The organism is Serratia bockelmannii (genome assembly GCF_008011855.1).
Lineage (GTDB): Bacteria > Pseudomonadota > Gammaproteobacteria > Enterobacterales > Enterobacteriaceae > Serratia > Serratia bockelmannii.
In genome coordinates this window covers 92,541-114,295 of sequence record NZ_VOUX01000007.1, presented here as the reverse complement: position 1 = coordinate 114,295, position 21,755 = coordinate 92,541, and the positions used below count along the sequence as shown (strand labels likewise).

The following is a 21,755-nucleotide window of genomic DNA, read 5'->3' as shown; positions in this document are numbered from 1 at the left end:
TATGGCTGCGGGTTAGGGTTTAACCATGACCTTGCCGCCGTTGAACTCCACGACCTGATCGGCGACGATCTTGCAGCGCTTGCGGGTTTCGACCTTGCCGTCGACTTTCACCTGCCCTTCAGCGATCACTTCTTTGGCGGCGCCGCCGCTTTCACACCAGCCCTGGAACTTCAGCAGATCGCACAGTTCGACGTGGGGATGATTGTCCAGATTGAAAATTTCCATACTGCCTTACTTATTTAGGTTGAACGTCGTGATATTCCTCGCAGGCCTGCAAGGTATTTTGGATCAGTGTAGCAACGGTCATCGGGCCAACGCCACCCGGCACCGGGGTTATGTAGGCGGCGCGCTCGCTGGCGGCGTCGAAATCGACGTCGCCCACCACTTTACCGCTTTCCAAGCGGTTGATGCCGACGTCCACCACGATGGCGCCCGGTTTGATCCAGTCGCCCGGAATGAAGCCCGGCTTGCCGACCGCCACCACCAGCAGATCGGCGTTCTCGACGTGATGACGCAGATTCTTGGTGAAGCGGTGGGTGACGGTGGTGGTGCAGCCGGCCAGCAGCAGCTCCATGCTCATCGGGCGACCGACGATGTTGGACGCGCCGACCACCACGGCATTCAGGCCGTAGGTATCGATGTTATAACGCTCCAGTAGGGTAACGATGCCGCGCGGCGTGCACGGGCGCAGCTTAGGCGCGCGCTGGCACAGGCGGCCGACGTTGTACGGGTGGAAGCCGTCGACGTCTTTGTCCGGGTGGATGCGTTCCAGCACCTTGACGTTATCGATGCCGGCCGGCAGCGGCAGCTGCACCAGAATGCCGTCGATTTCTGCGTCGGCGTTCAGCTGGTCGATCAACGCCAGCAGCTCGGCTTCACTGGTGGCAGCGGGCAGGTCGTAGGAGCGGGAAAGGAAGCCGACTTCATCGCAGGCGCGGCGCTTGCTGGCGACGTAAATTTGCGAAGCCGGATTCTCGCCGACCAACACAACCGCCAGCCCTGGGGCGCGCTTGCCGGCCGCCAGACGTTGTTTCACTTGCTCAGCCACTTCGTTTCTAACCTGCTGCGCAATCGTTTTACCATCAATAATCTTTGCTGACATCAGTGTGGAAATCCATCAATTAAGAAAAGCGGGGATGCCGCTATTCTGGCAGAAGCTGAGCGCGCTGTCAGGCGCAGAATCACCCTCGCGGCCGTTGCCGACGCCGATTTACGCTTTTTTTATGCCGGCCTCAGGATCCTCTACGTCATTTTTACCTGCATTTGCATACGCTGGGGCTGTTCACTGGGCGAAAGAGGGCAGGATCATGAGAGCGATAACCCGGCTTTACCCGTTGCATCATCAACCTGATCAGCAACCGGCGGAGCCTAAACACGTAGGGGAGACGGTGTTCGATTCTTCACGGCATCCGGCGGGCAGTGCGCAACTCACCGCGCTGCATCAGCTCGGCCAGCACCAGGCAGCGCCGTCGTGGCGGGCGCGCCTGAGCGCGCTGTGGCGGAAGCTGTGCGCATGAACGGCAGCGCATGGGGAGGTTGCGCGCTATTGCTGGCTTGGGCGCCGTGGAGCCAGGCATCCTTAAACAGCGCACGCCCTGACTCCGCATTGGGGGAAAGGGGGGAAGCGACCTGCAATATGCAGGTGGTTGAGCATGCCGATTGGGGGGATATTGCCGCAGTGGTACAGTCTACGCGCCTTTGTCGGCGGCGGGGCGGTGGGCGGCAAGAGGCTGAGCGCACACCAGGCGATACCGCGGTCGGCCTGGCGCACCGTAACATAGCGCGGGCGCTGGCGGAAAAAACGCCATAAAGCGCCGTCGCCGCCGTAACGTCATGAAAAGGCATTGACTCGCTAACCTCTGACCGTATAATCGCAACCCGCAACCACAGGTTGCCGCATCTCAATGCGCCCTTAGCTCAGTTGGATAGAGCAACGGCCTTCTAAGCCGTAGGTCATAGGTTCGAATCCTATAGGGCGTGCCATTACTTCCTTGATTTTCTTCCTCCCGACTTGTTCCCTCAAAAATTCGACTGCGTAATCCATACTCTCGTTGGCTCGCCATTGAGCGCCATGCTATGTTCGTTCGCTAACTTTTAGTCAGTGGCAGAGAGCAACATGCAAAGCTTATTCGTTTACGGCACCCTGGGGCCGGGCAGACCCAACGCGCACATTATGGAAGCCATCGGCGGCAGCTGGGAAGAAGGCAGCGTCGGCGGATCGCTGCTTAACGAAGGCTGGGGCGCCGAGATGGGCTACCCAGGCATCGTGTTGGATAACAGCGGCAATCGGGTGAACGGTTTTCTGTTCCGTTCAGCTAATCTCGTCAACCACTGGCCGACTCTCGATGCGTTCGAAGGTGAGGGGTATGAACGGGTGGCGGTCAGCGTCTCCACCGCCGGCGGCGAAACCGTCGATTCGTTTATCTACATGTTGAAGAAATGAGATGAAGCCGCCTCGCCGAGTGAGTGCGAGGCGCTTGACCCGCCGGCAATTGAACTTTCGTTTATTTTGCCGCGCTACAATAGGCGAAAATTTCCCCATGGAGCCTATCGTGCGCAAATCCAGATTCCTGCTCGTGACCTTGCTGTGCCTGTGCGCCGCCGCCGTGCTGTACGTCATGGCTTACCGGGCGCTGGGGCATTACCTCAGCGATGGCGAGAAAGCCTACCCGGATATCACCGTTGAAATCCGCTGAGAGCCACGCGGCGCCGCGGTGATTGCGTCGACTTTTTCGCACTGATTTACCCGCCATTTACCCGCCGTCGGCAATGATGACGCTGCGTCTCCACACGGTGTGGTTCTCTTGGGCGGAATGCCGTTATGTCACTGCAGCAGGTATCGAATGTTTCTTTGAGCAACAACGGCTTAAAGGGCATCGGTTACAAACATTACGCGTTGGCGATCGTGGCGTTTTCGGCGATCGTGCGATTTATTTCCTTATCAGATCGGTATTTTTGGTGCGATGAAGCCTCCAGCGTACTGACCAGCCGCTATGACGTGGGCGCTTTGCTGTACCACGCTTCTTTCGATGTTCACCCGCCGCTTTATTACCTGTTGCTGCATGGCTGGATGGCGCTGTTTGGCGACGGCATCATGGCGGCCCGCTCGCTGAGCCTGGTGTTCGGCGTGATGACGGTGGCGTTGGCGATGCGTTTTACCCGTTGGTTGACCAATGAGCGGGCGGCGCTGATAGCGGGGTGGCTGATGGCAATCATGCCGATGGCGGTGCGTTACAGCCAGGAGGCGCGCATGTACGCGCTGATGGGGATGCTGGCGATCGCCGCCGCCATGGCGTTGGCGAAGTGGCTGAAAACGCCGGATAACCACCGTTACCTGGCGCTGTATGCGTTATTGATGACGCTGAGCTTTTATACCCACTACTTCACGATTTTTACGCTGATCGCTCACTGGCTGGTGCTGCTGGCGCTGTCGTGCCGCCGCGAAGGCGTACGTTACATCAAGCAGCCGGCGTGGTGGCTGGCCAATGTGGCGATCGGGGTGGCCTACATTCCCTGGCTGCTGGTGCTGTTCAATCTGCTGGCGCATATCGCCGAGCTGCGGGTCGGCGGCGACGTCGGTTGGATCCCTCAGGTTTCCTGGGGCGATCTGCCGGCGATGTATTGGCGTTTTCTCACTGGGCATGATGGCAGCAATTATCCGACGGTCATTCTCTGGCTGCTGCCGGCGATGTTTATCGCCTTATGTTCATTGCTACTGTGGCGGCGGGAGACGCCGAGAACATTCTCGCTGCTGCTGCTCGGCGGCATTCTGATCCCGGTGACGTTGGTATTCGCCATTTCCTGGCGCTCGCCGCTGTTTGTCGATCGCTACCTCTATTCGGCCGCGCTGGGCATTCCGCTGGTGTTGGGCGTGCTGATCGCCGGCACGAAAAGCCGGGTGCGCGGGATTTCTTTGCTGCTGTTCTTCAGTTTGCTGTTCGGCTGCGGCGTGCGTAACGATTACCCGGTCGAGAAAGATGAGTTCAAAGTGATGGTGCACTACATCAACAGTCTCTATCAGCCTAACGATGCAGTGGTGGTCAGCAACATGTTCAACTACCTGAGCTATGTGTATTACAACAAGCAGGGCTATCGCGCCCTGTTGTATACCCCGGCCAGGCCCAACGGCATTTCGGGCAAGCCCAATGCCTATGGTTTCGGCACCTTTTTCCACGATCGGGCGGCGCAGACTTACGTCGATAATCTCAGCGCGTTAGCGAAAGGCCATCGCCGGGTCTGGCTGGTCAGCGGCGGCGATTTCAATCAGGACTTCGGCCGTTCGCCGCCCGGGTGGGTCAATACCGGCACCTTCAAGAGCGGCGGCTTTGAGTCGCGCCTGTTCGTGGTGCGTTGAGCAAAATGTCATATTTCCCATTCGGCGTTACATCTGGCCGAGCAAACTTACGCGGGGATGACAGTTCTATACATTGGGATTGGTACTGTAGCTCTACCCGATGATGTTGTGTGTTATCCATTCCCTGTAGTGTATTACCCCATCCCTGTTAAGTTTATCCCGCCTTGTGCGGGATTTTTTTTATCTGCGCATACCCGGCGGTGCGTAACGCGATTTTTTTGAATATCACCGTCAGTTTTATTCGGTATTCAGCCGCTGCGCGCTTGATTAGATTGAACGCGAGAGGGGGCGCCGTCGGTGCCTTTGTGCAATGAGTGGAGAATTTCTATGGCGAAGACAGTAGTGGTGTTTCATTCCGGCTACGGCCATACCGAGCGTTTGGCGAAAGTCGTGGCGGAAGGTGCGGGGGCGGAACTGATCGCCATCGATCAGAACGGTGACATCAGCGACGAAGCCTGGCAGACGTTGGATGAGGCGGACGCCATCATCTTTGGCTCGCCGACCTATATGGGCGGCCCATCCTGGCAGTTCAAGAAATTCGCCGACGCGAGCTCCAAAGCCTGGTTCGGCCGCAAGTGGCAGGACAAAGTGTTCGGCGGCTTTACCAACAGCGCCAGCCTGAACGGCGATAAGCAGGTCACGTTGATCGCACTGCAGACGCTGGCTTCGCAACATGGCGGCCTGTGGGTCAGTCTGGGGCTGCTGCCGGCCAACACCAAATCGGCGCAGCGTACCGACGTCAATAACCTGGGCGGTTCGGTGGGGCTGCTGGTGCAGACCCCGGCGGATGCCGGCGTGGATGAGATGTTGTCGGGCGATCTGGCGACCGCCAAGCTCTATGGCCAGCGCGTAGCGGGCTTTGCCGCCAAACTGGCGTAAGGCCTTACCGTGTAGATGGGGTGGCGGTGCGGTTGAACGGATGCCGCGTTCATTTTCTCTGCACAATTGGCGTGTAGGCTGCGAAATGTTATTAGCCTGCTTGGGCTAACACTGCATTTCGTACAAATATTCCCGGTTCCTAGGCCGGGTTTTTTGTTGCTAAGGTCTGCTTAAGCTTTCACCGCTATACTGCGTGGCAGCACAGGCATGCAACGTATGGCTGTGTCGTAACTGTCGATTTGCTGTTGTTCAAGCAAGCCCGCGCTATGCGGGCTTTTTTTGGGTTGTTATTGCACGGGCGGCCCAGTTGCAGGAAAATAATCGCGTAGTTATTCAAACATCATTCAACGACCAATAACCACAAGCTTATTAATGTAATTAACGCCGTCGGCGGCCTATTACGCTATGCGCTATGCTGACAGCAGAGTCGGCATTATTTGCTGACGCTATGCGGGTGAGCCCGCCGCGGTCGCATCAGGCTAAGAAAAGTCTGTTAATTAAATGTTAACGTTTTTTATTATTGATTTGTCTGGCTTTTTTGGTTGAAATTCGAGTTGACTATCCCTCACTGGCCGGGCGAGAGAGTATGCACATTATTATTCTGGTTATTAGCGAAATATGGGCGAGGCGATGAACGTCAGAATAAACGCCAGGCATGGCCTGCCTCTGACGGTTCAGCTGATCAATCTTTTCATGCTGGCTTTTTTGCTTTCCCTGGTGGGTATTCTTAGCCGGCCGATTGGCTCGCTTTCCTTATTTTGGCCAGTGAATGCGATTCTGCTCGGTTTGCTGCTGCGCAAACCCATTTACGGCACGCCGCTCGGCTGGCTTACCACCTATCTGGGCATGGTCGCCGCCGATCTCAGCACCGGCGAAGGTTGGTCTCTGGCGCTGTGGCTGAACGCCTGCAACATGTCGCTGATCGCCGTCGGTTACGGCATCATGCTGATGCTGCCACAATCTCAACGGCGCATGGGCAAGCCCCAGGCGATACTCTATATGTTCAGCGCCAGTTTGGCCGGCGCGGCGGTGGCGTCGACGCTGTCGGTGCTGCGTAATGATAGCCTCTATAACAACACGGTGGTGATCGCCTGGCTGGCTTGGTTCAGTGAGCAATTCTCGACGACCTTGCTGCTGTTGCCGGTGCTGATGGCGGCGCCGCGGCTGAAGCAACTGCTGCGCATGCAGGTGCGTTGGCGCCTGAAAGGCTGCCTGCCGCTGCTGGCGTTGCTGCTGTCGCTGGCGTTCAGCGTCTATATCGGCGGGCCGGGCGCCATCGCCTTCCCGATCCCGGCGCTGCTGTGGTGCGCGGTACGCTACCCGCTGTTCCCCGTGACGTTGCTGACGCTGTTGACCGGCATGACCGAGATCAGCAGCATTTCTGCCAACCTGGTGCTTTATGAAACGCCGAACAACCACAACGCCTTCCTCGATACCCTGATGTCCGCCCGATTGGGCATCGCCATGCTGGTGATGGGGCCGCTGATCCTCGCCAGCTCCATCGCCGCCAACCGCAAGCTGATGCGGCGTCTGGAGCACAGTGCCAACCACGATTTTCTGACCGGGGTGCTGGCGCGCAGCGCGATGACCCGCAAAGCGGGCGAGTTGCTGGAGCATAAACACCGTTCCAAAGAGGCGGTGTCGCTGCTGCTGATCGACATCGATCATTTCAAGCAGATCAACGATACGCACGGCCACAGCGCCGGCGATCAGGTTTTGGCGTCGTTCGCGCACATCGTGCGGCGCGAGCTGCGTCACGATCAGCTGTTCGGCCGCTTGGGCGGGGAAGAGTTTGCTATCATGCTGCCGCGCGCGCTGGCGGCGCAGGGCGTGGCGCTGGGGGAACATTTGCGCCGGCTGGTGGAGCAGACGGAGCTGCAGGCGGAAGGCAAGCAGACGTTGAAAATCACCATCAGCGTCGGCGTCGCCAGCCTGGCGATGAATGAGGTGAAATCGTTGGAACAGCTGATGAATATGGCGGATATCGCGCTGTATCGCGCCAAATCGCAGGGGCGTAATCGGGTGGAGTCGTTCAACGTGATCAACGGCAACAGCGTCGAGCATATCCTGTTCCGTTAACCGTTTTCAGCCTTGCCTGGGCTCGAAGCGGGTTTCGCAATTAGGGCAAATCAGTATCACATCTTGCAGCATTGCTGCGCATTTTTGCCGGGTAACATAGCCGCATTTAGGGCAGACGATTTGGGTGGAGCGGTTGATAAAACCTTTGACGCTGCTGGAATCGGACATATCAATGGCCTGTGTCAGGTGAAAACTCACGCTAACACAGGCAACGACAAATTTCGTTGGTTATTTTCCGTACGCAGATACTTACAGGCTTTTCAGCGCCTTGATGGTTTCATCCATATCGATCTCGTGCTCGGAGAAGGTATGGGTGGTGTTCTGGAAGGTGGTAATGGTCAGCATGCGCAGCGTTTGCATGGTCTGCGCCTGATCTTCGGACTGTGGGCGAATGCGGTTCATCAGCAGGCCGACCGACAGCACGGTGTTCTCTTTATCCACGTCGGCTTTGACCGGCACTTCCTTGGTGAAGGTATTAAAAGACTTGATGCTGGTGATCTTGATTCTTTCATTGGCGATGATGATGTATTTGCTGGGCGCCAACACTTTTACCGCATAAGCCGACGGGCCTTTGGTGTTGTTGGTTGGCTCGAAGGTGACCGCCGCGTTTTTCTTAATCAGCTCCGGGTTCTGCACTTTAATCACGTGAAAATAACGATTTTCTCCGTTCTCGTCGGTAATAAAGCCGAAGCCTTTGTCTTCAAAAAAAGTCGTTATCTTGCCGTTCATCGCTATTCTCACAAAAGGGTTCAATACAGCGCTTATGATAGCGCGGAATGCCTTGCAGCGACAGATTGCGCGGGCGGCATTTAGTCATGCGATAACGGCATTTAGCGGCTTCCTGGCCACATGCTATGTTCATGCTGACTTCATTCAATGCGAAAAAGGAATATCGATGGGCATCAAACGTCTCAATCACGCCGTGCTGTATGTCAGCGATGTGCGGCAGAGCGCCGACTTTTATCATCAGGTCTTGGGCTTCAAGCTGAAGCCGTCCGACAGCCCCGATCGCGCGGTATTTACCCAGGCCGCCGATTCGGAAAACGATCACGATTTGGCGCTGTTCAGCAAGAATCTGGGCCAGCAGCGCGCCGGGGTGTTTCGCGCCAACAACGAGCCGCCGGCGGAGCATGAGCCACCGGCCGGGCTGTACCATCTGGCCTGGGAAGTGGACAGTCTGGAAGAGCTGGAGCGCATTCGTCACCAGTTGGCCGAACGCGGTATTCTCGGGCTGGAAGAGGATCATGGCGTGCACAAAAGCATTTATGGTCACGATCCGGACGGGCTGCTGTTCGAGGTGACCTGGTTTATTCCGCCGGCGTTGCTGACCGACGAGGATAAAAACCAGCAGGGGATCCGCCCACTGGATTTCGCCGCCGAGAAGCGGCGTTTCGCCGGCCTATAAGCGGCTCAGGTGCGGGGCGCCGCGGCGCCCCGACGATCACAGCACTTTGTTGAGGAAGTTAACGGTGCGCGGATGCTGCGGTTGGGACAGCACCTGCCTGGCGTCGCCCTGTTCGACGATCTGCCCGTCGACCATAAACACCACCCGATCCGCCGCTTCGCGCGCAAAGCCGATTTCATGCGTGACCACCACCAGCGTGACACCCAGATCCGCCAACCCTTTAATCACGTCCAGCACTTCGCCGACCAGCTCGGGATCGAGCGCGGAGGTCGGCTCATCGAACAGGATTACCTTCGGGTTCAGCGCCAGCGCGCGCGCGATGGCGATGCGCTGCTGTTGGCCGCCGGAGAGGTGGCGCGGGTAGGCATCCGCCTTGTGGCGCAGTCCGACGGTATCCAGCAGCTCATAGGCGACCGCCTTAGCCCGCTCACGGGAGTGAATTTTGTGCACCACCGGCGCTTCGATGATGTTTTCCAGCACCGTCAGGTGCGGGAACAGATTGAAATTCTGGAACACATAGCCGACGTTGATGCGCTGCCGGAGGATGGCCTTTTCCTTCAGCTCGTACAGCCGGTTGCCCTTGCGGCGGTAGCCGACGTAGTCGCCGTCGATGCGGATAAAGCCCTCGTCGACGCGCTCCAGGTGGTTGATCGCCCGCAGCAGCGTCGATTTGCCGGAGCCGGAAGGGCCGAGGATCACGGTCACGGTGCCCGGCTGCAGCGTCAGGCTGACGTCGTCCAGCGCCTTGTGTTTGCCGAAGAATTTGCTGACGTTGCTGATTTCGATCAGACCGCGTGCCGGCACCGGGGTGAGATTGCGTACCGGCTGCTCGGGCAAGGCGTAATAATCAATGGCTTCAGACATGCGGGTCTCCTAACGTTTTAGCCAGCCGGCCAGTTTCTGCCAGGGCGTCGGCGGCAGTTCGCGCACCGCGCCCCGGGCAAAATAGCGCTCGATGTAGTATTGGATCACCGACAGCGCGGTGGTGATGAACAGATACCAGACGGTGGCGACCATCAGCAGCGGTATCACCTGCTGGGTGCGGTTATAGATAACCTGAATGGTGTAAAACAGCTCCGGCAGCGCCAGCACGTAAACGATAGAGGTGCCTTTCGCCAGGCTGATGATCTCGTTGAAGCCGGTCGGAATAATGGAGCGCAGTGCCTGCGGCAGAATGATACGGAAGGTGCGACGATAGCCCGGCAGGCCCAGCGCCGCCGCCGCCTCGTGCTGGCCGTAATCCACGCCCAGGATGCCGCCGCGGATGATCTCGGCGGTGTAGGCGGACTGCACCAGCGTCAGGCCCAGCACCGCCACGGCGAACTGGCCGAGAATGTCGATGGTGGGAAAGCTGGCGAACACCACGGAGGTGAAGGGAATGCCCAGCGAGATGGCGTCATACAGATAGGAGAAGTTGTACAGAATGATCAGCACCAGGATCAGCGGCAGAGAGCGAAACAGCCAGATATAGCCCCAGGCCAGCGACGCCAGCAGGTAGGAGCGCGACAGGCGCGCCAGCGCCAACAGGGTGCCGAACAGGATGCTGAACAGCGTACCGAGCAGCGTCAGCAGCAGGGTTTGCCCCAGCCCCGCCAGTACCGCCGGCGCGAAGAACCACTCGGCGAACACGCCCCATTCCCAGCGCGCGTTACCCGCCACCGATTGTACGATGGCGGCCAGAATAAACAGCGAAAACAGCGCGCCGATCAGCCGCAGCGGATAGCGGGCGGGCACCACTTTCAAGACTTCTTGTTTGGACATGTCATGTCTCCTGATACAGATAAAGGGGCCTTAGGCGATTTTCCTTTCCGACGCGCAACAACACGCATCCTCTGCAATCAGGCTTTTGCGGAACGGCAGGCGGCCATCGTAGGGCGGGCGGCTGTAAACCTCGCTGTCGACGGTGGGATCGAACTGCGGCTGATACCCGTTGTTCAGATACAGGCCCACCGCTTCGGGCTGGCGAAAGCCGGTGGTCAGATAGAGCCGGCGATATCCTTGCGCCAACGCCAGCGTTTCCAACTGCTGCAACACCCGCTGTGCCAGGCCCTGGCGGCGCAGATCGCCTCGCGTCCAGATGCGCTTCAGCTCGGCGGTCTGTGCGTCATAGCGTTTGAAGGCGCCCATGGCGATCGGCGCACCGGCGCGCAGCAGCACGATGAAGGCCCCTTGCGGCGGCGCGTACAGATCCAGCGCTTCCGGTTCCTGGTCACCAAAATAGTCGCCGTAACGCTGGCGATATTCGCCGAACAGCCCCTCGATCACCGGGGCGATCAGCGGGTCGGTCGGCAGCGTCTGAATGAAAGTGTCTTGCGTCATCGCGCGCTCCTAATCGCCCAGGCCGGGCGGGTTGATTTCCGACTGCGCAAGGCGTTCGACGCTCTCGCCCCAGCGGTTGAGCACCCGATCGTACTGCCCGCCGCGGATCGCGCCGTTCAGCGCTTCGTTCACCGCCTGCACCAGGCCGTTGCCTTTACGGGTGGTGACGGCGATGTGTGCCGCCTTGGGCCAACCGCCTTCCACCGTGCCCGCCAGCCGGGTGCGGCCGTTCAGCGCCGCTTTATAGGCGCCCAGCACGTTCGGCCCGAAGTAGGCGTCGGCGCGGCCGGACTGGATCGCCAGCGTGGCGGCCGCATCGTCGGTCACGTAGATCGGCTGGAAGGGTTTGAGCCCCTGCTGCCGGTTCTGTTTGTCCCACGCCAGCAAAATTGCTTCCTGATTGGTGCCGGAGCCAACGATGATCTTTAATCCGGCGATATCGGCAGGCTGTTTGATCGTCGCGATCTTGCCGCCGGTTTTGACGTAAAAGCCGAGCGAATCGATGCGGTAGGTAGCAAAGTCGAAGCGGGTTTTGCGCTCTTTGGTGACGGTGACGTTGGTGATGGCTGCGTCATATTTGCCGGAAACCACCCCCAGCGGCCAGTCTTCCCACGAGGTTTGCACCACGTTTAATTCAAGCCCCAGGCTGTCGGCCACCAGCTGCGCGATATCCACTTCGCTGCCGATCAGCCGCCGGTTATCGGCGGCAAACAGCGCCAGCGGCGGCGTGTTGAGCGCGGCGATTGCAACGGTGAATTGGCCCGGCTTCACGAAGTGGAAATCGGCCGGCAGTTTGGCGATCGCCTGCGGGTTTTTCGGCGCGTGGATCGGGATTTCATTGGCCTGTAAATCGATGCCGGTGCCCGCCTGCGCGGCGCCGGTCAGGCTCAGCAAGGCCGCCACGAGGGCGGCGGTAACGGTTTTCTGCATAGCGGATATCCCTGAAAACGATCTTATTATTGGGTGAATCTGTTCAACGGGCGCTTCAGGCCCAGGTGCTCGCGCAGCGTATCGCCGTGGTACGCCTGACGGAACAGGCCACGCTGTTGCAGGATGGGTACCACCCGATCGACGAAGTGGCCGAAGGCGCTGGGCGTACCGCCGCTGATGATGAAACCGTCGGCGGCTTCACCGTCGAACCAGCGTTGCAGACCGTCCGCCACCGCTTTCGGCGTGCCGCTGAACACCGGGCGCGGCGAGGCGGCTTCCAGCGCCACCTGGCGCAGCGTGAGGTTACGTTCGCGGGCGCTGAGCTTGATGGCGTCGGTAGTGCTGCGGAAGCTGTTTTGCCCCAGATCGCCGATGTCCGGGAAGGGGGCGTCCAGCGGATGGCGGGAAAAGTCGTAATGCTCGAAGTAGCGGCCAAGATAGTTGAGGGCGTTCTCAATGCTGACCAGGCGGGCGGTCTCCTGGTACTGGCGCTCGACGTCCGCGTCGTCGTCGCCGACGATCACGCTGACGCCCTGGAAGATGCGCAGGTCGTCCGGCTCGCGCCCCTGTTCCACCAGCTGCCGCTTCACGTCCTGATAAAAATTCTGCGCTTGTTCCAGCGTGTCGTGATGGGTGAAGATCGCATCGGCGTGTTGAGCCGCCAGCCGTTTGCCGTCTTCGGAGGCGCCGGCCTGGAACAGGATCGGGCGCCCCTGCGGCGTGCGGCCGATGTTCAGCGGCCCCTGCACCGAGAAGAACTCTCCCTGGTGATTGAGGGTGTGTAGCTTGCCGGTGCGGAAGAATTCGCCGCTAGCCTTGTTGCGCACAAAGGCATCGTCTTCCCAGGAATCCCACAGCCCTTTGGCGACGTCGAGAAATTCGCCGGCGATGCGGTAACGCAGGCTGTGTTCCGGGTGTTCGGCGCGCGAGAAGTTTTTGGCCGAGCCTTCCAGCGGCGACGTCACCACGTTCCAGCCGGCGCGGCCGTTGCTCAGGTGGTCGAGGCTGGCGAACTGGCGGGCGACGGTGAACGGATCGCTGTAAGAGGTGGAAAGGGTGCCTACCAGGCCGATTTTATCGGTGGCGGCGGCCAGCGCGGCCAGCAGGGTGAGCGGTTCGAAACGATTAAGAAAATGCGGAATGGATTTTTCGTTGATATATAACCCATCGGCGACAAACACGAAATCGAATTTCCCCTGTTCGGCTTTTTTCGCCGAGGCGATATTAAATTCGAGGTTGATGCTGGCGTCGGCGGTGGCATCCGGGTGGCGCCAGGCGGACATATTTCCCGATGCGCCGTGCAGAATGGCGCCCAGCCGTAATTGCCGTTGATTATTCGCGTTGTCGCTCATCGTGATTATCCTGTCATGCGCCGCAAAGGCGCGCGGTGTCTGATGTGTCCACTATTGATGAGCGGCAACGGGATGTAAAACAACAAAACAGCATATTCAAATGTTGAAAACTGCAAATATCACGGCGAGCGAAAATAATAATCCCCGGCGCGGTATCTGCGGCGTCGGGGAAATACTATTTCACGTTATTCAGGCGTTGCTGAGGGCTTTTTCTGGCGCGGTAGTGAGCTGTTGCAGCGTGCGTTCCGCCAGCAGCGTAAAATATTGTGCCGCGGGGAACAGGGCGCGTTCATCGGGATTGAAACGCGGATGATGCAGGCCGAACTCGCTGGCGGAGCCGATACTGACGAAGACGCCCGGCACGTGATGCAGATACAGCGCGAAATCTTCACCCCCCATTTGCAGCTCCGCCTCTTCGACCCGGTAGCCGGCCTCGGCGGCGACGGTTTTGCTGAACGCTGCCCAATGGGCGTCGTTGATCACCGCCGGCGGCCCCGGCTGCCAGCGCAGTTCGGCCTGCGCGCCGAGCGCGGCGGCAACGCCGTCGATCACCTGGCGAATTTTATCAGGCACCTGGCGGCGCACCGCGTCGCTGTGGGTGCGCACCGTGCCTTCCAGCTCCACGGTTTGCGGCAGCACGTTCCAGGTATTGCCGCCTTCGATGCGCGTCACGCTCACCACCAGCGATTCCAGCGAGCTGAAGCTGCGGCTGGGCAGCGTCTGCAGCGCGCCGACGATCTGGCTGGCGGTGACGATGGTATCGACGCCCTGTTCCGGTTTGGCGGCGTGGGCGCCTTTGCCGGTGATGAGGATCTGGAAACGATCGACGTTGGCGTAGAACGGCCCGGCGCGGGTGGCGAAGGTGCCGGTGGGCAGCTCCGGCGCGTTATGCAGGCCAAATACCGCCGCAACGTTATCCAGCGCGCCGGCGTCGATCAGGTGCCGGGCGCCGTTGAAGGTCTCTTCCGCCGGCTGGAAGAAGATGCGCACCGTGCCGGGCAGCTCGGCCTCACGCGCTTTGAGCAGGTGCGCGGCGCCGAGCATCACCGAGGTGTGAAAGTCGTGGCCGCAGGCGTGCATTACGCCGCTGTTTTGCGAGCTGAAGGGCACGTCGGCGATTTCGTCGATCGGCAGGGCATCAATGTCGCCGCGCAGCGCGATAATCGGCCCCTTGCCGCTGCCGATCTCCGCCACGACGCCGGTTTTCAGCGCCAGCGGCAGCAGACGGATGCCTGCCTCTTCCAGCCAGCGGGTCAGCCGGGCGGTGGTGGCGAATTCGTGATTGGAAAGTTCCGGGTTTTGGTGCAGCTCACGCCGATAGGCGATGATTTTGTCTGCCAATTGGCTGGTCATAGGCTTGGCTCACAGTGGGAAATAAACCCTAACCCTAGTGCAGGGACCGCCGAAGCAAAAAGACCATCTGGTTATATTTCATAGCGATTGCGTCTGCATGGGGGCGTCAACGCTGGGGGAAGCGGGCGAGTTTGGGCGTTCGCTCGTTGTTCACCGGCGCAGGGAGAGGTTTGGCCTGGAACGGTAACGTATCGCAACCGGTGCAATCCATTTACACCGGACAACACGGATTTTTTCACTCTTTATCGGATTTCTGTGATCGCGGTGGTGGACAAAATCCTGCCTGCTTGCTGTACTGTAATCGACACAGGTTTTGTGTCTTTCATTCACGTTAAAGGTAAGTTTGATGTCTAAGATTAAAGGTAGCGTTAAGTGGTTTAATGAATCCAAAGGCTTCGGTTTCATTACTCCGGAAGATGGTAGCAAGGACGTTTTCGTCCACTTCTCTGCCATCGTTAGCAACGGTTTCAAAACGCTTGCTGAAGGCCAGCGTGTAGAATTTGAAATCACGAACGGTGCCAAGGGCCCATCTGCCGCTAACGTTACTGCTATCTAAGCTGCGTAGCTGAATTTCTTAAAACCCGCTCATTGAGCGGGTTTTTTATTGGGCGCGTTATGCGTCGTTGCGGCGGGCCAACAGGCCGAACACCAGGATGGCGATGGCGTAACAGCCGACGATGGTCAGCGCCATCGACAGGCCCGAGGTGCCGCCCAGCCCGGTGAGCGGCACGGCGCAGGCGCCGAGGGCGAACATGCACACGCCGATCAAGGCCGAGGCGCTGCCCGCTTTGTCTCCCTGGCTTTGCATCGCCAGCGAAGAGGCGGTCGGGCCGACGATGCCGATCACCGCTACCGAGAAGAACAGCGGCACCAGCAACACGACCAGCGGCGCATGCAGCGCGGCGGCCAACAGCAGCAACAGCGACGCGACGGCCGCCAGCGTTAACCCGCCCCTCAATACCCGGCGTTCCCCCCAACGCGAACTGAGACGGCTGGCCAGCTGTGCCGCAATGATCAAGCCGACGCCGTTAATGGCGAAGCATAGGCTGAACATCTGCGGGCTGAGGCCGTAGATCTGCTGCAAGACGAAAGGCGAGGCGCCGATATAGGCGAACATGCCGGCCATCACGAAGCCCTGTGTCAGGCACAGGCCCATGAAATAGCGCTGGGTCAGCAACCCGCCGAGCGACATCAGCATCGCCAGGATACCGCCCTGGCTGCGGCGCTCGACCGGCAGGGATTCGCGCAGCTTCAGCGCCGACAGGCTGAACAGCAGCACGGCGATGGCCGCCAGCACGCCGAAGATACCGCGCCAATTCATTACCTGCAGCATCACGCCGCCCAGCACCGGTGCGACGATCGGCGCCAGGCCGTTAACCAGCATCAGCAAGGCGAAGAAACGGGTCAGCTCATGGCCGGCGTACAGATCGCGAGCAATGGCGCGGGAAATCACCGCGCCGCCGGCACCGGCGATGCCTTGCAGCAGGCGGGCGATCAGCAGTTGGTCGATGGTGGGCGCCAGCGCACACCACAGCGAAGCGCCCAGCAGCAGGATCAGCGACAGCAGCAGCGGGCGCATACGGCCCAATTTGTCGCTGTAAGGGCCGAAAATCAGCTGGCCGACGCCCAGACCGAGCAGCCCGGTGGTCAGGCTGAGCTGCGCGGCGGCGGTGGAGGTATTCAGCTCACCCGCCATTTCCGGCAGGGCGGGCAGGTAGAGATCGGTGCACAGCGGCCCCAGCGCGGCCAGCAGGCCAAGCACGACGGCGTACACCAGACGCTGTCTGGCTAAGTGTTTGGTCATGGGAGATTAGAGTTTCCTGAACAGGTGAGAAATGGCCTGCTGATACAGATCGCGCAGCAGGGACGCATCGGCTTTTTGCGTGGTAAGGATACGGTAACCGGTGCCTTCGCTCATGACGGCGATAAATTCCACCCGGGCGGCGATCTCCTCCGCGCTGAAATGGGGATACAGCCGCTGCAGGTTGTGGCACACGTGGCGAAACAGCCGCGCTTCCGCGTCGCTGAGCAGTTTGGCCACCACCGGATTGCGCGTGGCCTCGGCGGTCACTTCCAGCATCAGCATATGGTCGGTTTCGCTCTCGCCCGGCTGCTGGAACAGCGTGCGCTCCGCCAGCACGCCGGCGATCAGATTGATGTGATCGCCAAGGTTTTCCAGCCGCTGCATCTTGCTGGCGATGATGCGGTTGACGATCTCCTCGATAATCGCGTCTTTATTGGCGAAATAGCGATAGATTTGGCCGACGCTGAGCTGTGAGCCCTGGGCGATTTCCGCCATGCTGGCGGCGTGGAAGCCGTGGCGGCGGAAGCTGATTTTCGCCGCTTCGACGATCTGATCGCGGCGGGCCTGCACCTTAGCCTGTTTACTGTCGTTGGGGGAGAGCATCTGCCCGATCCTTTGCTACGCGTGAGCCGGGTTCACATTTTGGGTGTGAACGTTCATTCTCAATTGTAGTGTAATCGGCCGGAAAGGCGCAAGATGAATGCGTGCTGCGGGGAAAAAGGCGCTTATGCGAACAGGTAGGATTTGATAAAGGCGGCGACGATCAGCACGCACAGCGCAACGGCAATCGCTTCGGCGGCGGTTTTCGGCAGGCTAAACATAGCGGTTTCTCATCCAGTCAGGAGTACTGGATGAGATTATGCGCATGCAAGATTAAGGAAACATTAAGGGCTTAGCGTCCGTTGACCCACATCACCAGCATAAAGGCCAGCAGCGTCATGGCCAGCGAACCGGCCAGGTTGAGCAGCATGTTGGCCAGTGCCCAACCGAAGCGGCCATCCTGCATCAGGTACACCACCTCCAGCGAAAAGGTGGAGAAGGTAGTCAGGCCGCCGCAGAATCCGGTGGTGATCAGTAATTTCCAGGTGGGATCCAGATGCGTCATGCGGGTGAAAATCGCCATCGCCAGACCGATGATAAAACCGCCGATCAGATTGACCATCAGCGTACCGAGCGGGATGTGGGCGTTCAGCGGATTCATTTTCATGCTTACCGCCCAGCGTAAAACGCTGCCGACGCCGCCGCCGATAAATACGGCCAGTAAAGAACTCAACATGGGGCAACTACCTTTCAATCAGAGAAATTCACGGGACTCGGAAAGGGACAGACGTAACGCTACGCGCCTCTCTCCGAGAGGTTACGTAGACATCATCAGCCTGTGAAGGCGGTTAGGGAGGAATGTCATCTCCAGCGTGCCGCACGGCCTTTTTTGCCGTACCCGATGGATGTTACACCTAACGCCGCCTATTTTGTAGTATCGACACTCTGCGAGGTAAAACGGATGGAAATCAGAACGGCGCGTCTGAGCGACCGGCACGCTATCGCCGAATTAATGACGGCGCTGGATTATCCCGGCACCGAGGCGTTTCTGACGCAGCGAATGCAGCAATTGTTGGCGCATCCGGATGAGGCGCTGCTGGTGGCGATTGAGGAGGAGCAAGTGCTGGGCGTGTTGTCGCTGCATTTTCTGCCTCAGCTGGCGTTGGCCGGCGATATTGCCCGCATCAGCTATTTTTGCGTCGACGATCGGGCGCGCGGCGCGGGCGTAGGGCGGTTGCTGTTGGCGGAGGGCGAGGCGCTGGCGCACCGTCGCGGCTGCGATCGGTTGGAAGTTCATTGCCACAGCCGCCGCGAGCGGGCCCATGCGTTTTATCGGCGCGAAGGTTTTGTCGAAGCGCCAAAGTATTTTGCCAAGTTATTAAGTCAGTAAGTTACTCCCCTGGCGGCACTGCCGTTTCCAACCGGTTGCGGCCATTATGCTTCGCCCGATAGAGCGCACCGTCGGCCGCTTTCAGCCAGTCAAGATAGCCGCCCAGCGCGGGGTGGTAGTTAGCGATGCCTGCGCTGATCTGCAGCCGCAGCTGCGGCGCCTCCTTGAAACTGACCGCGTCCAGCCGCTGCTGGATGCGGTGCAGGACGATTTCCGCCTGTTCGGCGTTAGTGTTCGGCAGCACCGCGCCAAACTCGTCGCCGCCGTAGCGCCCGACGATATCCACGTTGCGCAAGCCGATCAGCAGCTCTTCCGCCAATACCGCCAGGGCTTCATCCCCCAGCGCATGGCCGAAGGTGTCGTTGATGGTTTTGAAGCGGTCGATGTCCATCAGGATCAGCGTGGCGTTGTCCTGGTAGCGGCGGCAGCTATCGAACTGGCGATGCAGAAGATGTTCCCAGTGGCGACGGTTATATAAGCCGGTCAGCCCATCGCGGGTGCTGATGCGTTGCAGCTCCTGTTTTTTTTCCGCCAGCCGTTTGGCGGTGCGGTAGGTCACCAGCCCCAGCAACGTCGGATAAAGGTAGATCATCGGCAGGCACAGATAGACTTGCAGCGGCGTGCTGTATGGATGAAACGGGAAGCCGAGCAGCGCGCCGGTGAGCATCGCCGTGGCCAATTGAATCGCCAATCCTTTGACAAACAGCGCTTTGCCGGCCGAAGCGATGTTGTTCATGCTCATCATCGACAGGATGACGATCGCCGGCAGGGCATTGAATGCCATCATCGCTGCCCAGAAGCCGCCGAAGGCGGAGTCGATCAAGAGGTTGCGGATCTCGGCTTTGAACGGATCTTTGGCGCGGTAGGCCAGGCGATAGGCCAGATGCGGCCAGAGAAAGCCGTGAAAGGCCAGCAATAGCCAGACCGCCGCGGGCGGAGCCAAGGGATAGAGCGCGGCGCAAACGCAGATAAATCCGAGCCCCAGACCGGCGACGCGGGGCAGATAGGTGCGTTTGGCGAAGCTGAGGCCGGATTTTCGGGCATCGAAAATGGATGGGGCAATATACATCCGGCATCTCCCTGATGAGTATCACGGCAGCGTATCATGCGGGTGATAAACTAAGAATAGTCTGGGATTCACGCCGCGAGGTTGCGTGACATTCCTGCAACGGATCTCACTCTGTTACATGTTGCGGTTGTGTGAGCCGAAGGAAAGTCGCTAAATATTCGCTGGCAAGGTCAGTTTTTCTCGCTGTTCACACAGCGCTCTATGATAAGAAGGTGAGTATGGAAGGTATCAGCATTACCAAACTTCTGGTGATTGCGGTGTTGGTGATTTTACTGTTCGGCACCAGCAAACTGCGCACGCTCGGCGCCGATCTTGGCGCGGCGCTGAAAGGCTTTAAAAAAGCGGTGGGCGACGACAGCACGCCGCCGGCCGCCGGCAACAGCACCGCCGAGAGCCAGTCCGCTCAGCAGAGCGTCGAAAAGAAAGACGTTTAATTCCGTCTGACTGCTCGCAATAAAAAACGGATGCCTTGCGGACATCCGTTTTTTGGCGTTTCCGCCGTCTTTAGCGTAACAAACTATTACGCGTTATTTCACTTCCATCCCTTTGGCCTGCAGATCGGCGTGGTAAGACGAACGCACGAACGGGCCGCAGGCGGCGTGGGTGAAGCCCATCGCCATCGCTTCTTCTTTCATCTCGTCAAACTCGGCCGGGCTGACGTAGCGCTGCACCGGCAGGTGGTGACGGCTCGGCTGCAGGTACTGGCCCAGCGTCAGCATGGTCACGCCGTGGCGACGCAGATCGCGCATCACTTCAACGATTTCCGCGTTGGTTTCGCCCAGGCCGACCATCAGGCCGGATTTGGTCGGGATATCCGGGTGAGCTTCTTTAAAGCGCTCCAGCAGCTTCAGCGACCACTCATAGTTGGCGCCCGGGCGCACCTGGCGGTAGACGCGCGGCACGTTTTCCAGGTTGTGGTTAAACACGTCCGGCGGCGTGGCGGTGAGGATCTCCAGCGCGCGATCCATACGGCCGCGGAAGTCCGGCACCAGCGTTTCAATTTTGATGTTCGGACTCTTGGCGCGGATGGCCGAGATGCAGTCGGCAAAGTGCTGAGCACCGCCGTCGCGCAGGTCGTCGCGGTCAACCGAGGTGATCACCACGTAACGCAGCGCCATGTCGGCGATGGTTTGCGCCAGCTTTTCCGGCTCGTTAGCGTCTGGCGCGATCGGGCGGCCGTGGGCCACGTCGCAGAACGGGCAGCGACGGGTGCAGATAGCGCCGAGGATCATAAAGGTGGCGGTACCGTGGTTGAAACACTCGGACAGGTTAGGGCACGAAGCTTCCTCACAGACGGAGTGCAGGCCGTTTTTACGCATCGCGGCTTTGATGCCCTGAATGCGCGTTGAGTCGGCAGGCAGTTTGATCTTCATCCACTCGGGTTTACGCAACAGCTCCTGCCGTTCGGTGACCACCGTTTTGACCGGGATCAGCGCCATTTTGTCAGCATCGCGGTATTTGACGCCGCGTTCCATCTGAATTGGTTTACTCATAATCGTGCAGGTTCCAGTTACGAAGCTCGACCGTCTGGTAGCCGAGTAAATGAACAAATTCCTGTACCAGGATTGGGTGTATGTCTTCAATGCCAACGCCGGGCGCCAGCGCGCTGACCTGCGTCATCTGCATGCCGGCGTAACCGCAAGGGTTGATGCGTTGGAAGGGGCTGAGATCCATCGCCACATTCAGGGCCAGGCCGTGGAATGAGCTGCCTTTGCGGATCCGCAAACCCAACGAACAGATTTTCTGCTCCCCCACATACACGCCAGGCGCATCCGGACGGGCGCGCGATGCGAGGCGAAAGTGGGCGAGGGTGTTGATAACCGTATCTTCTATCGCCGTGACCAATTGACGCACGCCGACCTTGTTGCGTTTCAGATCGACCATCACGTACATCACCTGCTGACCCGGGCCGTGGTAGGTCACCTGGCCGCCGCGATCGCTCTGGACAACCGGGATGTCGCCGGGCATCAGCACGTGTTCTGCCTTGCCGGCCTGGCCTTGGGTGAACACCGGGTGATGCTGTACCAGCCACAGTTCGTCCGGCGTAGTCTCGGTACGACTGTCGGTGAAGTTATGCATGGCTTGGGATACAGGCGCGTAGGGCTGCAACCCCAGCTGACGCAAAATGATCTTGTCTGGTTGCAAAAGAGTCATCGTCAGGTTACAGAAGTGGTAAAGCCATTATACCGGGCGCTCCGGCTTGCGGCCAGCCTTTCGCTGACCAAAAATGCGCAACCCGGGAAGACGCTGCGCCATCCCGGGTTGATAAGCAGGGGTTTAT

General features: G+C 59.3%; 26 protein-coding genes, 1 tRNA gene and 1 riboswitch. Of the genes, 11 read left to right on the top strand and 16 right to left on the bottom strand.

Annotation, left to right across the window (positions count from 1 at the left end):
- Nucleotides 1-12: 12 nt before the first annotated feature.
- Nucleotides 13-225, bottom strand: coding sequence for a ribosome-associated protein YbcJ (gene ybcJ / locus FOT55_RS11450; RefSeq protein WP_033637394.1), 213 nt, complete (start codon nucleotides 223-225; stop codon nucleotides 13-15).
- Nucleotides 226-235: 10 nt separating this feature from the next.
- Nucleotides 236-1,102, bottom strand: a complete 867-nt coding sequence (gene folD / locus FOT55_RS11445; RefSeq protein ID WP_016928798.1) for a bifunctional methylenetetrahydrofolate dehydrogenase/methenyltetrahydrofolate cyclohydrolase FolD — start codon at nucleotides 1,100-1,102, stop codon at nucleotides 236-238.
- Between the two features lie 205 nt (nucleotides 1,103-1,307).
- Here folD and FOT55_RS11440 point away from each other — a divergent pair, with 205 nt between their 5' ends.
- From FOT55_RS11440 to FOT55_RS11415, 7 genes are all read left to right on the top strand, one after another.
- Nucleotides 1,308-1,517, top strand: coding sequence for a hypothetical protein (locus tag FOT55_RS11440; protein ID WP_025301819.1), 210 nt, complete (start codon nucleotides 1,308-1,310; stop codon nucleotides 1,515-1,517).
- 389 nt (nucleotides 1,518-1,906) lie between these two features.
- Nucleotides 1,907-1,983: transfer RNA gene (locus tag FOT55_RS11435), tRNA-Arg, on the top strand.
- Between the two features lie 133 nt (nucleotides 1,984-2,116).
- Complete coding sequence (locus FOT55_RS11430; RefSeq protein ID WP_049206185.1) at nucleotides 2,117-2,443, top strand: gamma-glutamylcyclotransferase family protein; 327 nt, start codon at nucleotides 2,117-2,119, stop codon at nucleotides 2,441-2,443.
- A 109-nt stretch (nucleotides 2,444-2,552) separates the two neighbouring features.
- Complete coding sequence (locus FOT55_RS25425) at nucleotides 2,553-2,696, top strand: hypothetical protein (protein WP_162846218.1); 144 nt, start codon at nucleotides 2,553-2,555, stop codon at nucleotides 2,694-2,696.
- A gap of 125 nt (nucleotides 2,697-2,821) precedes the next feature.
- Nucleotides 2,822-4,354 (top strand): glycosyltransferase family 39 protein, encoded by a 1,533-nt coding sequence (locus FOT55_RS11425; RefSeq protein ID WP_043135729.1) that lies wholly within the window; start codon nucleotides 2,822-2,824, stop codon nucleotides 4,352-4,354.
- A 327-nt stretch (nucleotides 4,355-4,681) separates the two neighbouring features.
- On the top strand, nucleotides 4,682-5,233 hold the full coding sequence (locus tag FOT55_RS11420; RefSeq protein WP_004940045.1) for a flavodoxin family protein: 552 nt from the start codon (nucleotides 4,682-4,684) through the stop codon (nucleotides 5,231-5,233).
- 630 nt (nucleotides 5,234-5,863) lie between these two features.
- A complete protein-coding gene (locus FOT55_RS11415; RefSeq protein WP_238476105.1) occupies nucleotides 5,864-7,312 on the top strand; it encodes a GGDEF domain-containing protein in 1,449 nt (482 codons plus the stop codon).
- A gap of 6 nt (nucleotides 7,313-7,318) precedes the next feature.
- On the opposite strand, the gene FOT55_RS25530 is transcribed toward FOT55_RS11415, so the two are convergent.
- A complete protein-coding gene (locus tag FOT55_RS25530) occupies nucleotides 7,319-7,480 on the bottom strand; it encodes a YnfU family zinc-binding protein (protein WP_015376921.1) in 162 nt (53 codons plus the stop codon).
- An 81-nt stretch (nucleotides 7,481-7,561) separates the two neighbouring features.
- Entirely contained in the window at nucleotides 7,562-8,041 is a 480-nt protein-coding gene (locus FOT55_RS11410; protein WP_025301823.1) for a cold-shock protein, read from the bottom strand.
- 166 nt (nucleotides 8,042-8,207) lie between these two features.
- On the opposite strand from FOT55_RS11410, the gene FOT55_RS11405 reads away from it, so the two are divergent.
- A complete protein-coding gene (locus FOT55_RS11405) occupies nucleotides 8,208-8,717 on the top strand; it encodes a VOC family protein (RefSeq protein WP_043135732.1) in 510 nt (169 codons plus the stop codon).
- A 36-nt stretch (nucleotides 8,718-8,753) separates the two neighbouring features.
- On the opposite strand, the gene FOT55_RS11400 is transcribed toward FOT55_RS11405, so the two are convergent.
- The 6 genes from FOT55_RS11400 to FOT55_RS11375 form a co-directional block, all read right to left on the bottom strand.
- Complete coding sequence (locus FOT55_RS11400; protein WP_025301825.1) at nucleotides 8,754-9,581, bottom strand: amino acid ABC transporter ATP-binding protein; 828 nt, start codon at nucleotides 9,579-9,581, stop codon at nucleotides 8,754-8,756.
- Between the two features lie 9 nt (nucleotides 9,582-9,590).
- Nucleotides 9,591-10,478 (bottom strand): amino acid ABC transporter permease, encoded by an 888-nt coding sequence (locus tag FOT55_RS11395; RefSeq protein WP_019454099.1) that lies wholly within the window; start codon nucleotides 10,476-10,478, stop codon nucleotides 9,591-9,593.
- Between the two features lie 30 nt (nucleotides 10,479-10,508).
- Nucleotides 10,509-11,036 (bottom strand): GNAT family N-acetyltransferase, encoded by a 528-nt coding sequence (locus tag FOT55_RS11390; protein WP_043135734.1) that lies wholly within the window; start codon nucleotides 11,034-11,036, stop codon nucleotides 10,509-10,511.
- 9 nt (nucleotides 11,037-11,045) lie between these two features.
- Nucleotides 11,046-11,966 carry an ABC transporter substrate-binding protein gene (locus FOT55_RS11385; protein ID WP_049206184.1) on the bottom strand — a complete coding sequence of 307 codons (921 nt, stop codon included), beginning with the start codon at nucleotides 11,964-11,966 and terminating at the stop codon, nucleotides 11,046-11,048.
- Nucleotides 11,967-11,992: 26 nt separating this feature from the next.
- Nucleotides 11,993-13,318, bottom strand: a complete 1,326-nt coding sequence (locus tag FOT55_RS11380) for an LLM class flavin-dependent oxidoreductase (RefSeq protein WP_147823481.1) — start codon at nucleotides 13,316-13,318, stop codon at nucleotides 11,993-11,995.
- Nucleotides 13,319-13,507: 189 nt separating this feature from the next.
- Entirely contained in the window at nucleotides 13,508-14,671 is a 1,164-nt protein-coding gene (locus FOT55_RS11375) for a M20 peptidase aminoacylase family protein (protein ID WP_060432581.1), read from the bottom strand.
- Nucleotides 14,672-15,017: 346 nt separating this feature from the next.
- Between FOT55_RS11375 and cspE the strand changes: the two genes are divergently transcribed.
- A complete protein-coding gene (gene cspE, locus FOT55_RS11370; protein WP_004940030.1) occupies nucleotides 15,018-15,227 on the top strand; it encodes a transcription antiterminator/RNA stability regulator CspE in 210 nt (69 codons plus the stop codon).
- A gap of 57 nt (nucleotides 15,228-15,284) precedes the next feature.
- On the opposite strand, the gene FOT55_RS11365 is transcribed toward cspE, so the two are convergent.
- The 3 genes from FOT55_RS11365 to crcB form a co-directional block, all read right to left on the bottom strand.
- Nucleotides 15,285-16,475 carry a multidrug effflux MFS transporter gene (locus tag FOT55_RS11365; protein ID WP_147823480.1) on the bottom strand — a complete coding sequence of 397 codons (1,191 nt, stop codon included), beginning with the start codon at nucleotides 16,473-16,475 and terminating at the stop codon, nucleotides 15,285-15,287.
- Between the two features lie 6 nt (nucleotides 16,476-16,481).
- The gene (locus FOT55_RS11360) at nucleotides 16,482-17,078 is read right to left on the bottom strand and encodes a TetR/AcrR family transcriptional regulator (protein WP_147823479.1); all 597 of its coding nucleotides are present in this window, start codon (nucleotides 17,076-17,078) and stop codon (nucleotides 16,482-16,484) included.
- Between the two features lie 289 nt (nucleotides 17,079-17,367).
- Nucleotides 17,368-17,751 (bottom strand): fluoride efflux transporter CrcB, encoded by a 384-nt coding sequence (gene crcB / locus FOT55_RS11355; RefSeq protein ID WP_004940022.1) that lies wholly within the window; start codon nucleotides 17,749-17,751, stop codon nucleotides 17,368-17,370.
- A gap of 79 nt (nucleotides 17,752-17,830) precedes the next feature.
- Nucleotides 17,831-17,893, bottom strand: a riboswitch (Fluoride riboswitch).
- Nucleotides 17,894-17,976: 83 nt separating this feature from the next.
- Between crcB and FOT55_RS11350 the strand changes: the two genes are divergently transcribed.
- On the top strand, nucleotides 17,977-18,405 hold the full coding sequence (locus FOT55_RS11350; protein WP_147823478.1) for a GNAT family N-acetyltransferase: 429 nt from the start codon (nucleotides 17,977-17,979) through the stop codon (nucleotides 18,403-18,405).
- Nucleotide 18,406: 1 nt separating this feature from the next.
- Here the strand turns inward: FOT55_RS11350 and FOT55_RS11345 are convergent, their stop codons facing one another.
- Nucleotides 18,407-19,474 carry a diguanylate cyclase gene (locus FOT55_RS11345; protein ID WP_049206181.1) on the bottom strand — a complete coding sequence of 356 codons (1,068 nt, stop codon included), beginning with the start codon at nucleotides 19,472-19,474 and terminating at the stop codon, nucleotides 18,407-18,409.
- Nucleotides 19,475-19,692: 218 nt separating this feature from the next.
- Between FOT55_RS11345 and tatA the strand changes: the two genes are divergently transcribed.
- Nucleotides 19,693-19,908, top strand: coding sequence for a Sec-independent protein translocase subunit TatA (tatA, locus tag FOT55_RS11340; RefSeq protein ID WP_025301834.1), 216 nt, complete (start codon nucleotides 19,693-19,695; stop codon nucleotides 19,906-19,908).
- A 93-nt stretch (nucleotides 19,909-20,001) separates the two neighbouring features.
- Here tatA and lipA read toward each other — a convergent pair whose 3' ends face one another.
- Together lipA and lipB are read right to left on the bottom strand one after the other, a co-directional pair.
- Nucleotides 20,002-20,967: a lipoyl synthase gene (gene lipA / locus FOT55_RS11335; protein ID WP_025301835.1), complete on the bottom strand. Its 966-nt coding sequence runs from the start codon at nucleotides 20,965-20,967 to the stop codon at nucleotides 20,002-20,004.
- Nucleotides 20,960-21,628, bottom strand: a complete 669-nt coding sequence (gene lipB / locus FOT55_RS11330) for a lipoyl(octanoyl) transferase LipB (RefSeq protein WP_015376934.1) — start codon at nucleotides 21,626-21,628, stop codon at nucleotides 20,960-20,962. Before lipB ends, lipA begins: the two co-directional genes overlap by 8 nt.
- Nucleotides 21,629-21,755 lie beyond the last annotated feature (127 nt).